Here is a 13,174-nt window from a genome sequence, read left to right as displayed (position 1 = left end):
CCTGATGCGGTCCGCAGCGGTATGGCGGCGATCCAAGTCATACCGGACAGGCGATGCCGATCGTCCAATTCGCCTGTTTCAGTCAGACTCCGCTGCGCTGGGTTGCAAAACGTCTTCGATCGCGGCAACCGCAACGGAAACGCCATCCTCCCGCCTGAGCGTTTGACCCAGAGCACGGGCATTCTCCCGCAAGGTGGGATCACCGACGGCCAAACGCAAGGAAGACGCAAGCGCATCAGAGGTCAGGCTTCGTCTCGGAACAGGCGGCGCGCCAACGCCCAGCGCGACGCTTTTTTCCGCCCAACCGGGCTGATCCCCAAAGAACGGGCAAATCACGCAAGGCACGCCCGCACGAAACCCTTGCGCCGTGGTCCCTGCCCCTCCGTGATGGACCACCGCCGCCATCCTTGGGAACAACCATTCATGCGGCACTGGCGGGATGGTGATAAGCGCGTCAGACTCCGCCGCTTTCAGACCTGCCCAGCCCGACCCGACAACACAGCGCAGACCAGTGTCGTCCAAAGCCCCTCTGATGATGCGCAACAGCAAAGCGGGATCTTCTGACATCATGCTGCCAAAGCCGATGTATATGGGCGCCGGACCGGCATCAAGAAACCGCGCAAGACGGTCCGGTGGCTCATAGTCAAGCCTTAGCGGAAGGAACCAATAGCCGGTCACACTGGCTTCCGGCGGCCAATCTGCCGGTCGCGGTAAAACCGTTGGGCTGATTGCATGAAGGATACGGACGATCCTTGCGCCGGGCGGCGTCAGCACCTCGCGGCCGCCTCGCACCGGTCTCAAGCCAAGCTGATCAACTCGAAAACGATTGATGGATCGTCTGAACGCACCATAGGAAACAGTGATCAACCAATAGGCAATCCTGGTGTAGCCCGGTATCGGCAGCTTGGGCAGGCCGGTCGGCGGGAAAGCCTTGGTTGGAACGATCATGGGCTGCAACAACCCCATGATCGCAGGAACGCCAAGGGCTTCGGCGATGTGTGGCGCGGCCATGACTTTAGGATGGTAGACAATAAGGTCCGGTTTGGCGGCCTTTGCCGCCTCCCACGCGTCACGGCATAGCAGCGCATTGATCGAACCCGATTTGCGCGCCAGCCGCATCCCAGCCACGATACGCGCCAACCTGCCAGAGCTTCCCTCCAGCAATGTCTTGCCGTCTTTCGTGTCCATCTGGTCAAGGGAAACATCCGAAATAGGCGCAAACGGAATGCCAAATTCCTTGATCCATTCTTCAAAGCGCCGTGCCGTGCACAGGGTCACGGCGTGCCCGCGCGCCATCAGGCCATGTGCAAGGGCGAGAAAGGGCTCAACGTCTCCGCGCGTTCCATAAGTGAAAAGGAGTATCCTGGAGCTGGCCGCCATAGCGAAATACTTAAGAGCCGCTCGATCAAATTGAAGGTTTGCACGCCGAAGACAATCACGCACATATCTGTTGCCCATGCCCACACTTGTGGTCATCGGTACGACCCGATACCCAAGAACGCACTGTAGAAGGAGATTTATGCACAGAAGCCTCAGTTGAACCGCATGACGCGGTAAGCCGCAGCGTCAATCTGGCGCTGTCTTTCTATGCATAAATATCTCTGGAACCATCATGAAAAACATGGACACACGCATCCGTGCCTACCAAGCGGCAACGGACCTCAACACGCTGTCGACCATCTGGTTTGACGCATCCAGTCTCGCGCATGACTTTGTCGGCCGCGAGCGTCTGCACGCACAGCGCACCTTGATCGAAACGCAATACCTGCCCAATGCGGAAACCTGGGTGGCCGTGCAAGACGAACTGCCGGTTGGCTTCATCAGCTTGCTCGACACGTTCATCGGCGGGCTGTTTGTCGCCCCACATCATCAGGGACAAGGGGTCGGTCGCCAATTGATTGCGCATGCCTTGGACCTGAAAGGGGAACTGTCGCTAGAGGTGTATACTCAAAACGTTCAAGCGCTGACCTTCTACGAAGCCCTTGGGTTCAAAGAGCTTTCAAGGCGCGCAACGGATGACGAGGGCATGCCATTTGAAAACGCCAAAATGCGCCTGAAGCGCTGAACCTGTGGTCAGGCCGCCCAGAACACGCGGCCTGACCTGACCCGGTACAGCCTTCAAAGCGGACTATCCGATACCACCGTCAACCACCTGTTCAGGGTGCTGCTCTGACCAGTCCAGCAGGAACTCCACGATCTCATCCGGCCCCGCCAACTCGATGGCGCGGCGGGGCAACGCCACGCCCTCGTTCAACGCGAGGCGCAGGCAGGTCACGTAATCACGTTCTTCCCGCTGCGGGCAGTTTTCCGATCCATGCAGGATCGTGGACAGAAGTGTGCCGCCATAACCGTTCACGTGGGTCAGGTCCGGCTTCAAGGACAGCAGGTACTCCAACACGTCCGGCAATCCCTCCCATCCCGCGACATGAACCGGGGTCAACCCCTCCGTGTCAGGAAGGTCATAGGCAACACCAACAGAAACCAGCCTTTTGACATGATCCAGCTTGCCCGGGATATGGATGATCATGCGAATGATGTTGCGGTAGGCGTCCGGAATCTCATCCGGGTCCAGAACGCCGGCATTTGGCGCTGCCTCCACAGCTGCCGCCAGACCTCGCTCAATCGCGCTCAACATCGTATCGGCACCGCGGTCGGCAAGCAAGTGGGCCAATCGCTCATTCCCGAACACACGGGCATAGGCATACGGTGTCGCGCCCTCAAAGCGGCGGTTCAGATCGGCACCATTCTTCACGATCAGGTCGATCATGTCCGGGTCAGCCATCCGTCGCGCGGCCTGGTGCAGGGCTGGCACGACCCAGGGCGCTTCGCCGCCAACATGTGCGCCGTTGAACTCATCCACCTTTGCACCATGGTCGAGCAGCATCTGCACAGCCGTCGTGTCGTGAAAATCCATCGCGCGCAGCAGCGCATTGGTCCCCTTCGGATCGGCCCCATGCTTAAGCAGCATCCGCAAACCTTCGTGATGGCCCAGCTCGGTCGCATGATACAGGCTCTCGTCATCGTTGGGGTTGGCACCATTTTCAAGCAACCAGCGGCCAAGCGGCATGTTATTTGCATGCCCAATCGCAAAATAAAGCGGCGACAGCTTATGGGGATTGCCGTCATACATCGGCGACCCAAGATCAATGTCCGCGCCATTGGCAAGAAGTGCGCGCGCGATGTCCAGCATGTCATCCGCCAATTCGGGCGCATGATGAATCCACTTCGACCGTGCCAAAACGGTCAAAGGGGGCGCGATGTTGCCAATCAACTGCGCCGCCAGGTCCGGGCTTTCCTGCAAAAACGCCAACACATCCGCCTTGCGATACAGGCCCAGGCAAAGGCTAAAATCGCCTTCCGCAAGGGTTGGCGTATCCGCAAGCAACTGGTCCGCCACGCTGAACTGACCATTGTAAAGCGCCGCCTTCAGACGCTGCCGCTTGGCCGCTGTCTCCATCCCAACCATATCGGCGGCAAATTTGAGTGCGGGCCATGACAGAAAGCCGTTTTCGCGGGCAATCACATGCAGGTAGTCCGCATGTTTGAGGGCAACACCTTCGGGGCGCGGAGGATAGTTTGCAATGCGCTGACCGGCGCGTATCTCACCGGCCTCGTGAGCTGTGCGAAGCGCCTTGGCATCACGGCGCAATTGTTCAAGGGATTTTGTCATCGGAGTTCTCACTTTTGGCTCGACGGTCCGCTGGGCACGAGCATGAGACATACCGAGATGAATGTGTCGGCTCTGTACTGGGGTGCCGATGACAGCTTTCCGCGGACCTGGACGCTTTCCCAAAAGCCTCTTTATGGTAGACAGCCACTTTTTCACCGGCAAGGTTTTTCTCAGGGGCGTTCTACCACTCCAGACAAGTGATACGGCAGTGCAGGTGGTTAAGATGAGAGGCCCAGCAACGATCCCAATGCCAGATCAAACCATGTTGTACTGTCCTTCAATCGTCTGTTGTAGGTCAGAAACACGGCACGGCTGAACGCCGGAGCGTCCGGCAATCGGAAAAGACGCCCCTCCTCCACCAGCCCCTCAACCGATCTCCACGGCAAATATGCACTGCCGCCATTTCGCAAAATGTGCTCTTGCGCAATCGACGCGTTGCCAAAGCTGATGCGTGCAGTGCCCGCATCAGCATAATGGATTGCGTGCTCCCGGCCAAAGGCCTCCCCAGCATCAACAAGGACGTATTTGGGATCAAACCGGACAGGACCATTCGGATCAGTTGACACCAACACCAATTCGTCAGGCTTCAGGGTCATCTGCTCATGCGCCGACGGGCACGCCGACCTGTAGGTAAACGCAAGGTCAGACTTCCCCTCATCCAGCCATTTCATCACATCCGACTGGCTGCCCAGCCAGACTGAAATGCCCAGATCCGGAAACTGATCCATCAAGGTCTGGGCGCGGCGATCCCCCAACCCAAGCCACAGATCGAATTCGCAGGCCAGGTTGCACACACCCGACATCCCGTCGGGCAGCGCCGTCTCCTGCCGCGCCTGCTGCCAAAGCTTCACGATGGTGTCGGCATAGCGATGCAGACTGAGCCCTGCCGCCGTCAGCGTCGCGCCAGACTTGTTGCGGATAAGCAGGGTCTGCCCAAGGTCATCCTCCAGCGTTTTCAAACGGGCGGTCACGGTGGATTGCGTGACGTTCAGCCTCTCCGAGGCCCGCACAAGGCTGCCTGTTTCGACAATTGCAAGGAATGTACGGAGCGCTTGAAGGTTCATGGATAAGTTCGATTATCTCGAATTTAACATGCAATATTATTCAATATCCTGCTTTTAAGCTTCGCGCTAGCCTGCCGCAAGGGAGGATATGCCGATGACTGCAGAACGGTATCAGATGCTGATCAATGGTGCCTGGGTCGATGCATCGGACGGCGCCCGGTTTGACAGCCTCTGCCCGGCAACGGGCCATGTCTGGGCCACGGTGCCAGAGGCCACCCCGCAGGACGTGGATCGCGCGGTACAGGCAGCAGCGGATGCCATGTCAGGTCCATGGGGACAGATGACGCCAACAGCGCGCGGTAAGTGTCTGACAAAGCTCGCTGATCTACTGGCTGCGAATTCAGAAGCCATTGGCCGGATCGAAACCACAGACACAGGCAAGATGTTCAAGGAAACCGCATGGCAGGCGACATATATCGCCGAATACCTGCATTTCTACGCAGGGGCTGCGGACAAGATACAAGGGGAAACCCTGCCCATCGACAAACCGGACATGTTTGTCTTCACCGACCGTGAACCGATTGGCGTGGTGGCCGCCGTTGTCCCGTGGAACAGCCAGATGTTCCTGAGCGCGGTCAAGATCGGCCCCGCCCTCGCCGCAGGCAACACCATCGTGCTCAAGGCATCCGAACACGCATCAGCCCCCTTGCTGGAATTCGGCAAGCTGGTGGCACAGGCCGGTATCCCCGACGGCGTCGTCAACATCGTCACCGGCGGCCCGGTGTGTGGAACCGCACTCACCACGCATCCCCTGGTTGCCAAGATCGCCTTCACTGGTGGCCCAGACGCAGCCCGCCACATCGTGCGCAACTCGGCTGAAAACTTCGCCGAGGTCTCGCTTGAACTTGGCGGGAAGTCCCCGTTCATCGTCTTCGACGACGCGGATCTCGAAAGCGCGGTCAATGGTTCTGTTGCCGGGATTTTCGCCGCCACCGGGCAAAGCTGCGTCGCAGGCTCGAGGCTCTATCTGCACGAAGACATCGCAGACGCCTTTCTGGAAAGGATGGTCGCGATTGCCAGGAACATTCGCATTGGCGACCCGCAGGCAGACGAGACCGAGATGGGCCCCCTCTGCACGCCGGGACAAATGCAACACATCGAAGCGCAAGTCGCCCTCGCAACAGAAGAAGGCGGCACAGTGCTGGCCGGTGGCAAGCGGGCGGACCTGGACGGGGTGTATTACCAGCCGACCATTATCGAGTGCCCGCGTCAGGACATGACAATTGTCGATACAGAGCTTTTTGGCCCCGTCCTCGCCGTGCAACGCTTCCGAACCGAGGACGAAGTTGTCGCGCTTGCCAACGACACCAAACACGGCCTTGCCGCGGGCATTTTCACCCGTGACGCCGCGCGATCCTTACGCATGTCCAAGCGCGTCAAGGCCGGCATCATCTGGGTCAACACCTACCGCGCCATCAGTCCAATCGCTGCCTTCGGCGGCCTGAAGTCCAGCGGTTATGGGCGCGAGGCGGGCTTACAAGCCGTCTATGACTACACCCGCCCCAAAACGGTTTGGATGAACCTGTCGGACGCACCCATCGCAAATCCTTTCAAGCCAAGGTGAAATCATGAAATTTCAACTCGCCATCAACCTGGAGCGCATGAACGATACCACCGCGATGACGGATGTACGCGACCATACGCTTGAGATGGTAAAGACAGCCGATCACGCCGGGTTCGAGGTGGTGTGGGCGGCCGAACATCATGCGCTTGAAATGACCATCGCGCCGAACCCGTTCCAACTGATGACATGGTGGGCGAACCACACACAAAACATCCGGATCGGCTGCGGGGTCGCCAACGCATCATACTGGCACCCGATCAACCTGGCCGGAGAGGCGGCAATGGTCGATCTGTTGTCCGACGGACGCCTGGAACTAGGACTGGGATCAGGTGCCTACCAGCGCGAGTTTGACCGGATGCACCCGGGCCTCGCTCAAAAGGACAGCCATCATTTCATGCAGGAAATGATGCCACTGGTGCGCAAGCTGTGGAAGGGCGATGTCGAGCATAACGGCGAAAAATGGCAGTTCCCGAAATCCACCGCCTGCCCCAAACCGTTGCAGGACGAGGTCCCGATGTGGGTCGCCGCACGGTCGCCTATCACCTTTGACTATGCCGTTGCCAATGATTGCAACGTCATGTGCTGGCCTTTGACGATGCCCATGTCAGAGGCAGAGAAATACAAACAGCAACTGGATGAGGCTGTGGTCAAGGCAGGCGGCTGGAACCGCACCTTCGCCCTGATGCGCCACACCGCGGTTTATGAGAACGAGGCCGACAGGGCCTCCGTTTTGACCGCCGTGCGCAGCGCCCTCGGCCGGTTTGGCAACCTGATGATGAAAAAGGGGGACGTCATCAATGGTTTCCCCGAAATCGTGCCGTTGGATGAATTGGAAGGCAATGTCAGGGTGGACCCGGACATGCTGGAAGAGAACCTGGTGTTCGGATCCCCCGAACAGGTCATCGCCAAGCTGAAAGCCTACGAAGCCTTGGGCGTTGACGCCTTTATCTACTACGCCTCGATGGGGCTCGATATGGAGGTACAGAAACGCTCCATGGACCTGTTCATCAATAAAGTCATGCCGGAGTTTGCCTGATGCCTGCCGAAATTCGCCGAACGATCCTCAACATCCAAGACACCCATATCGAGGGTTGGAAGAAGGTTGAAACACCCACACGCCTTATCGCGGCCATGGCCATCATCAAAAACCCATGGTTCGGGCGCGGTCATGTCGAAAACCTGCGCCCCGAGATCCGCGAGATCGGGCCCGAGATTGGTGCGCTGCTGACCAAGATGATCCTCGATGTGACCGGCGACAAGCTCGAAGGATACGGCAAGGCGTCCGTGGTCGGTATGGGCGGAGAGATTGAGCACGCCCAGGCACTGACGCACACGCTTTGGTTCGGCAACAAATACCGCGAAGCCGTGAACGCGCAGTCCTACCTGGTCTTTGCAAACACACGTGGCGCTGCCGGAACATCACTGATGATACCGCTGATGCACAAGGACGATGGCGGCATGCGATCACATTACCAGACCATCCACCTGTCGGTCCAAGACGCCCCGGCCGAAGATGAGATCATCGTGGCCTTGGGCGCATCGATCGGCGGGCACCCGAACCACCGGATCGGCAACCGTTATGAGGATCTCAAGGAAATGGGACACGACGTGGATAACCCGGCCGGTGTCTGAGGTTGCGCCAGACGGCACGGCGTATGACCTGACAGGCCCAGCGGATGCGCCCTGCGTGGTGCTGATCCATGGGCTGGGCCTGTCACGTGCCTTGTGGGACCCACATCTGGTCGCGTTCAAGGGCTGGCGCGTACTCCGCTATGACCTGTACGGCCACGGCGACAGTGCCCCGGCACCATCACCCGCTACATTGGCCTTGTTCGCCGATCAGATCGCCGGATTGATGCACAGCCTTGGCATCCATCAGGCGCACATCGTCGGCTTCTCCATTGGCGGCATGATCAATCGCCGCTTCGCGCTCGATCATCCAGACAAGTGCCTGTCGCTCGCCATACTCAACTCCCCCACAACCGTGGGACCAAGGCACAGGCAGAGGTCGAAGAACGCGCACGTGCAGTCCGCGATCAGGGCGCGTTCTTCACCTTCGACGCCGCGCTCAAACGATGGTTCACCCCCGCTTACCTTGCCACAGGCGATGGCCCAGCGCAGGTGCGCGCATGGCGCGGCCACGTCGATGCAGAAAGCTACGCACAAACCGCCTGGGTTCTGGCAAACGGTGTCCGAGAGCTGACCGGACGCCCAAATGAGATTGCCGCACCTACCCTTGTGATGACATCCGAAAATGACAGCGGTTCAACCCCTGCCATGGCCCATGACATTGCCGCCGAAATTCCGGGCGCTCAGACGATCATCATCCCACGCCTGCAACATCTGGGCCTGATGGAAGACCCCAACGCCTTCACAAAACCACTTCTGCAATTCCTGGGAACCCAAGCCACATGACCACCCAAATGAGCGGCGGACAGGCTGCAATCGAAGCCCTGAAAGCCGAAGAAACCAGTCACGTCTTTGGCCTCATTGGATCGGCCACGATGGAGATGTTTGATGCGCTCTACGACGCCGAGGGCATTGCCTTCATCGGTGTGCATGACGAACGCACCGGCACGCATATGGCCGATGGGTTTGCCCGCGCATCAGGAAAAGCCGGGGTCGTGCTGGCCGGGCAAAACGGCCCGGGCGCAACAAATCTGGTAACGGGCCTCAGCCAGGCCAAGGCGGCCTTCTCGCCCGTTGTCTCCATCGCGGGAATGCTGGCTCAGGGCCACATCTATCGCGATGCGTTTCAGGAGGTGGATCAGCAATCGCTTTTCACACCGGTGACCAAGAAAACCTGGACGGTCCCCTCTGCCGATCGCGTGCCCGAACTGTTCCGCGAAGCTTTTCGGACAGCCCTGTCACCGCGACAGGGTCCGGTGCAGCTCAACCTGCCTCGCGATGTATTGTCAGCACAGGCAGAGGTCCCACCGCTTCAAGAGCCCAAGGGATACAGAAACATGTCTGTCCCCGCAGGCCACCCAGAGAGCATTGCGCATGCGGCCAAGATGCTCGCCGGGGCGACACAACCGGTCATCATCGCCGGTGGCGGCATCAAGAACACGCGCGGGCACGAGGCGGCGATTGCGCTGGCGGAAACCTTGAACTGCCCCATGGTGACCTCGCCCGGACACGGTGACGCGATCCCGTTCGGGCATCCCCTGAATGCCGGGCAAATGGGGCCGCGCGGCAATGCTGTCGCCTCGCGCCTCGTGAAGGAAGCGGATGTGATCCTCGCACTGGGCACACGGCTCGGGTTCAATGCCACGTTCTACACCTACGACAATATCAACCGCGATGCGGCGATCATCCAGATCGAACTTGAGCCGACCTCCATCGGGCGCTTCTTTCCTGTCGATCTTGGCATCTGGGCCGATGCGCCCACCGCCGCCCGGCAACTCACAGATGCGCTCAAAGGATTGCAAAACCGCGCCACAGCCGACGCTTGGACGAAGGCATTCCAGTCAGAGCGCGCAGCCTTTCTGACCCAGCGCGACACGGACGCTATCGAAACCAATCCGACCCAGCCTTCCGGCCTGTTCAAGGCCTTACGCGGGGTCCTGCCCCGGGACGCGGCCATCACGATGGACGCAGGCACATTATGTCTGCAAGCCACCGATGCGCTGAACTACTGGTCCCCCGGCAGCCTGTTTACACCGCTCGACTTCGGGCTGGTCGGCTTTTCCATGGCCTGCGGCATGGGGGTGAAATGCGCGCAACCGGACAGACCGGTGGTCAGCCTCATGGGCGACGGCGGGTTCGGCATGACAGTCAGCGAACTGTCCACTGCGGTCGACCACAGCATCAACACGGTCACGGTTGTGATGAACAACCAATGCTGGGGGGCTGAAAAAGCCTACCAACGCGATTTCTTCAACGGGCGCTACATCGGGGCTGATGTCTCCAGTCCGCGCTTTGATGAACTGGCGGCACTCTACGGGGCCAAAGGCTACCGCGCCGACACGCTCGCCGATGTCGCCCCGACGATCGAGGCGGCATTGGCCTGCGGATCGCCTGCGGTCGTGGATGTGGCCGTTGACCCCAACGCGCTCTACTCCTTCCGGCGCGACAGCTTCAAACACAGAGGTGGCTAAGATGATCACGCGCTATGCGATTTTCGGCGGCACGGTCAAAGACGGCAAAGAGGCCGAAATGCGGGCGTGGGTCACCGAACATCTCACCCCGCTCTGGCGCAAATTTGCCTGTGCCGAGGAAGTGCGCGTGCTCTACGGGATGGATCAGGATGCCGACGGACCAAACATCCCACTGATCCTTGCGATCACCTATGCGGACCGCGCGGCCATGGAAAAAGGGATTACCAGCCCCGCCCGTCACGCCGCCAAGGCGCGGCTGCCAGAGTTGTACGACCGGTTCTATGACAAGATCGAGCTCTGGCACTACCTGATGGATCGAGAGCAGTATTTCGACTAGCGCAGCAAGACGCCGGCCTCACCCACCACATTAAGCCGTTCACATCCGAACGTCTTTTGGATCCGCAAAAGGTCTACGGACACAGCTCTCGGCGCAGAATTGCCTACCGCTGGATGCGGCGCTTGACTCGGACATTCCGATACTACTACTTCAACCTCAAGGTGTCGTTTAGCAAGGAGGGCAACTATGATTATCAGCATGTATTTCCTCCCGGGACGCTTCCGTGTCGGAGCTTCCGCGTCCTGACAGCACAAGGCTAACGCAGCCTTTCACGTCAGTTGCAAACGTCCACCCTTCGGACATCCTTCCATTTGAATAATAGGCGCGGCTTTACTGTCCGCGAACGTTCCATGTCCCGCATTACTGCCAGTGGCGCCTTTGCGCGCGTGCTCACCTTTGCCCTGCGTCTTTGGTTGCGCAGGCGTGGCCTTCTTGCGGCCATTCTCCTGCTTGTCCTGACCTCAACCGCAGCCGACGTGGCAATCCCGGTCGTCACCGGGCGCCTTGTTGCCGCCGTCTCTGAAACAGCCTCCCCCTGGGGTGCGTTCGGATTGCTTCTTGGCCTGGGCGTGGTGTCGATTGCTGCCAAAATTCTCAGCTATTTCTCAATCATTGCGCTGACCATACCAACAATGCGTGTGGCCGAGGCCGAAGCCTTCGCACATGTCCAGCGACTGCCTGCAGACTGGCACGCCAACGCCTTTGCCGGTTCGACCGTGCGCCAGATCACGCGCGGCACCTGGGCTCTGGATGACATGGCCGACGTATTGCTGCTGGCGCTGCTGCCTTCCACGCTGGTCCTGCTGGGCACGATCGGCACATTGACGGCCTTCCAATGGCAGGTCGGGCTTGTCGCGGCCCTGGGGGCGGCACTGTTCCTCACGCTGTCCCTGCTGCTCACGCTGTTCTGGGTCGCTCCGGCGGCGCGGCTGTCAAACGCGCAGGACAGCCGGGTTTCAGGTGCGCTGGCCGATGCGATCACATCGAACGCCGTTGTCCGTGCCCATGCGGGTGAAGTGCGAGAAGACGACCGGCTGGGCCGTGTCCTGTCGAAATGGGCGCACAGGACACGCCGGACATGGCGGCGCGGTACCTGGTCCGGGTTGACGCAGGACCTGTCGCTTTGGGTGTTGCGGGCTGCCGTGCTGGGTGGCGCATTGCTTGCATTCGTCAGGGGCCTCGCCGGTGCCGGAGAGATTGCCTATGTCGTGTCGGCCCTTGGCATGCTCGATGGCTACCTGCGGCAGATCGGCAATCACGTGCGTCAGCTCCAGAAGTCGGTGAACGATGCCGAGGAACTGGTCGATCTGATGTCCGCCGTCGCCGAGCGTGACGTGGCCCGCCTGCCCGCCACAGTATTGCCCGCACGCGCGGCAACGCTTGCCTTCAATCACGTGGATTACGGCTATGCCGGGGCGCAATCGCCGCTCTTTAGCAACCTCAATGTGCACATACCCGCTGGTCAAAAGGTGGGGCTGGTTGGGCGTTCAGGCTCGGGCAAGACGACCTTTGTCAAATTGATCCAGCGGATTCACGAATTGACCGATGGGTCGATCACGTTGGGCAGCACGGACATTGCGCAGGTTTCGCTGTCCGAACTGCGCCGCCACATCGCGCTTGTTCCACAGGAGCCCGTGCTGTTTCACCGGTCGCTGGCTGAAAACATCGCCTATGCCCGTCCCGGGGCCACTTTGGATGAGGTCCGCGAAGCGGCAGAGCGTGCAGGCGCGGGTGACTTTATCGCCCGTCTGCCCAAAGGATACGGGACCGCAGTGGGCGAGCGCGGCGTGAAGCTATCGGGGGTGAGCGTCAGCGCGTGGCCATCGCGCGCGCCTTCCTGTCCGATGCGCCTGTCCTCGTGATGGACGAGGCAACGTCTTCGCTCGACTCGGAAGCCGAGGCAAAGGTTGCCGAGGCCGCCGAGCGGTTGATGGAAGGGCGCACGACACTGGTCATCGCCCACAGGCTTGCGACGGTCGAAAGGATGGACCGCATCCTCGTCTTCGACCGCGGCAGAATCGTGGAGGACGGCACACCCGCCGAACTGATGGAGCGCGAAGATGGCCTGTACCGGGCGCTCCGCCAGCGCCAGATGCTTGCAGCTTGATGAAAACAGGCGGGGCGCATCTCCTTTTGTTGGAGATATGCCCCGCCATATGTCTGATTTGCGCGGAAAACGCTGCCACTAACGTTCAAGGCTCAATAGCCCACGAATGAACAGCGGCCTTCGCAACGCGCAGGCATCTGCCGTGACGTCTATGGTCTCGAAACAAGATGTGGGAAATGGTGCGGCCGGCGAGACTCGAACTCGCACGAGTGTTACCTCACAGCGACCTCAACGCTGCGCGTCTACCAATTCCGCCACGGCCGCACGCCTTGACTTGGTGAGCGGGGTTTAGCGATGAACGCGCCCCTTGCCAAGACCGAAAACTCAAAGAA

13 protein-coding genes and 1 tRNA gene are annotated in these 13,174 nt (G+C 59.9%); 10 read left to right on the top strand and 4 right to left on the bottom strand.

The genetic code is table 11. The features are described from left to right. Window positions 1-78: 78 nt before the first annotated feature. Entirely contained in the window at window positions 79-1,380 is a 1,302-nt protein-coding gene (locus tag ACZ1HN_RS10590) for a glycosyltransferase (protein ID WP_472727473.1), read from the bottom strand. Window positions 1,381-1,612: 232 nt separating this feature from the next. Here ACZ1HN_RS10590 and ACZ1HN_RS10585 point away from each other — a divergent pair, with 232 nt between their 5' ends. Beyond that, on the top strand, window positions 1,613-2,065 hold the full coding sequence (locus ACZ1HN_RS10585; protein ID WP_299209390.1) for a GNAT family N-acetyltransferase: 453 nt from the start codon (window positions 1,613-1,615) through the stop codon (window positions 2,063-2,065). 63 nt (window positions 2,066-2,128) lie between these two features. On the opposite strand, the gene ACZ1HN_RS10580 is transcribed toward ACZ1HN_RS10585, so the two are convergent. Both ACZ1HN_RS10580 and ACZ1HN_RS10575 read right to left on the bottom strand, forming a co-directional pair. Continuing rightward, on the bottom strand, window positions 2,129-3,670 hold the full coding sequence (locus ACZ1HN_RS10580; protein ID WP_472727472.1) for an ankyrin repeat domain-containing protein: 1,542 nt from the start codon (window positions 3,668-3,670) through the stop codon (window positions 2,129-2,131). Between the two features lie 218 nt (window positions 3,671-3,888). Continuing rightward, complete coding sequence (locus tag ACZ1HN_RS10575; protein ID WP_472727471.1) at window positions 3,889-4,734, bottom strand: LysR family transcriptional regulator; 846 nt, start codon at window positions 4,732-4,734, stop codon at window positions 3,889-3,891. A 94-nt stretch (window positions 4,735-4,828) separates the two neighbouring features. On the opposite strand from ACZ1HN_RS10575, the gene ACZ1HN_RS10570 reads away from it, so the two are divergent. From ACZ1HN_RS10570 to ACZ1HN_RS10530, 9 genes are all read left to right on the top strand, one after another. Continuing rightward, window positions 4,829-6,298: an aldehyde dehydrogenase gene (locus ACZ1HN_RS10570; protein ID WP_472727470.1), complete on the top strand. Its 1,470-nt coding sequence runs from the start codon at window positions 4,829-4,831 to the stop codon at window positions 6,296-6,298. Between the two features lie 4 nt (window positions 6,299-6,302). Next, a complete protein-coding gene (locus tag ACZ1HN_RS10565) occupies window positions 6,303-7,334 on the top strand; it encodes an LLM class flavin-dependent oxidoreductase (protein WP_472727469.1) in 1,032 nt (343 codons plus the stop codon). Continuing rightward, on the top strand, window positions 7,334-7,930 hold the full coding sequence (locus tag ACZ1HN_RS10560; RefSeq protein ID WP_472727468.1) for an amino acid synthesis family protein: 597 nt from the start codon (window positions 7,334-7,336) through the stop codon (window positions 7,928-7,930). The genes ACZ1HN_RS10565 and ACZ1HN_RS10560 overlap by 1 nt, the downstream gene beginning before the upstream one ends. Next, window positions 7,812-8,501 (top strand): alpha/beta fold hydrolase, encoded by a 690-nt coding sequence (locus ACZ1HN_RS10555; protein WP_472727467.1) that lies wholly within the window; start codon window positions 7,812-7,814, stop codon window positions 8,499-8,501. The genes ACZ1HN_RS10560 and ACZ1HN_RS10555 overlap by 119 nt, the downstream gene beginning before the upstream one ends. Window positions 8,502-8,539: 38 nt before the next feature. Continuing rightward, the gene (locus ACZ1HN_RS10550) at window positions 8,540-8,713 is read left to right on the top strand and encodes an alpha/beta fold hydrolase (RefSeq protein ID WP_472727466.1); all 174 of its coding nucleotides are present in this window, start codon (window positions 8,540-8,542) and stop codon (window positions 8,711-8,713) included. Next, entirely contained in the window at window positions 8,710-10,398 is a 1,689-nt protein-coding gene (locus ACZ1HN_RS10545; RefSeq protein WP_472727465.1) for a thiamine pyrophosphate-binding protein, read from the top strand. Before ACZ1HN_RS10550 ends, ACZ1HN_RS10545 begins: the two co-directional genes overlap by 4 nt. Before the next feature lies 1 nt (window position 10,399). Next, the gene (locus tag ACZ1HN_RS10540) at window positions 10,400-10,735 is read left to right on the top strand and encodes a hypothetical protein (RefSeq protein WP_299703633.1); all 336 of its coding nucleotides are present in this window, start codon (window positions 10,400-10,402) and stop codon (window positions 10,733-10,735) included. A 350-nt stretch (window positions 10,736-11,085) separates the two neighbouring features. Continuing rightward, window positions 11,086-12,597 (top strand): ABC transporter ATP-binding protein, encoded by a 1,512-nt coding sequence (locus ACZ1HN_RS10535; protein ID WP_472727464.1) that lies wholly within the window; start codon window positions 11,086-11,088, stop codon window positions 12,595-12,597. Further along, complete coding sequence (locus ACZ1HN_RS10530; RefSeq protein ID WP_472727463.1) at window positions 12,552-12,842, top strand: hypothetical protein; 291 nt, start codon at window positions 12,552-12,554, stop codon at window positions 12,840-12,842. The genes ACZ1HN_RS10535 and ACZ1HN_RS10530 overlap by 46 nt, the downstream gene beginning before the upstream one ends. 177 nt (window positions 12,843-13,019) lie before the next feature. Here ACZ1HN_RS10530 and ACZ1HN_RS10525 read toward each other — a convergent pair. Then, window positions 13,020-13,106, bottom strand: a tRNA-Leu gene (locus ACZ1HN_RS10525). Window positions 13,107-13,174 lie beyond the last annotated feature (68 nt).

The sequence above is a fragment of the Tateyamaria sp. GN1-10 genome, from assembly GCF_055693845.1.
Note: the sequence above shows the minus strand (reverse complement) of the source record. Positions and strands in the feature narration are given on the sequence as shown.

Bases quoted from the DNA above. Each gene is read 5' to 3' on its own strand.
- ACZ1HN_RS10560 (WP_472727468.1), top strand. From the start codon at position 7,334: ATGCCTGCCGAAATTCGCCGAACGATCCTCAACATCCAAGACACCCAT.
- ACZ1HN_RS10575 (WP_472727471.1), bottom strand. From the start codon at position 4,734: ATGAACCTTCAAGCGCTCCGTACATTCCTTGCAATTGTCGAAACAGGC.
- ACZ1HN_RS10550 (WP_472727466.1), top strand. From the start codon at position 8,540: ATGACATCCGAAAATGACAGCGGTTCAACCCCTGCCATGGCCCATGAC.
- ACZ1HN_RS10540 (WP_299703633.1), top strand. From the start codon at position 10,400: ATGATCACGCGCTATGCGATTTTCGGCGGCACGGTCAAAGACGGCAAA.
- ACZ1HN_RS10565 (WP_472727469.1), top strand. From the start codon at position 6,303: ATGAAATTTCAACTCGCCATCAACCTGGAGCGCATGAACGATACCACC.
- ACZ1HN_RS10535 (WP_472727464.1), top strand. From the start codon at position 11,086: ATGTCCCGCATTACTGCCAGTGGCGCCTTTGCGCGCGTGCTCACCTTT.
- ACZ1HN_RS10585 (WP_299209390.1), top strand. From the start codon at position 1,613: ATGAAAAACATGGACACACGCATCCGTGCCTACCAAGCGGCAACGGAC.
- ACZ1HN_RS10570 (WP_472727470.1), top strand. From the start codon at position 4,829: ATGACTGCAGAACGGTATCAGATGCTGATCAATGGTGCCTGGGTCGAT.
- ACZ1HN_RS10580 (WP_472727472.1), bottom strand. From the start codon at position 3,670: ATGACAAAATCCCTTGAACAATTGCGCCGTGATGCCAAGGCGCTTCGC.
- ACZ1HN_RS10590 (WP_472727473.1), bottom strand. From the start codon at position 1,380: ATGGCGGCCAGCTCCAGGATACTCCTTTTCACTTATGGAACGCGCGGA.
- ACZ1HN_RS10545 (WP_472727465.1), top strand. From the start codon at position 8,710: ATGACCACCCAAATGAGCGGCGGACAGGCTGCAATCGAAGCCCTGAAA.
- ACZ1HN_RS10555 (WP_472727467.1), top strand. From the start codon at position 7,812: ATGAGATCATCGTGGCCTTGGGCGCATCGATCGGCGGGCACCCGAACC.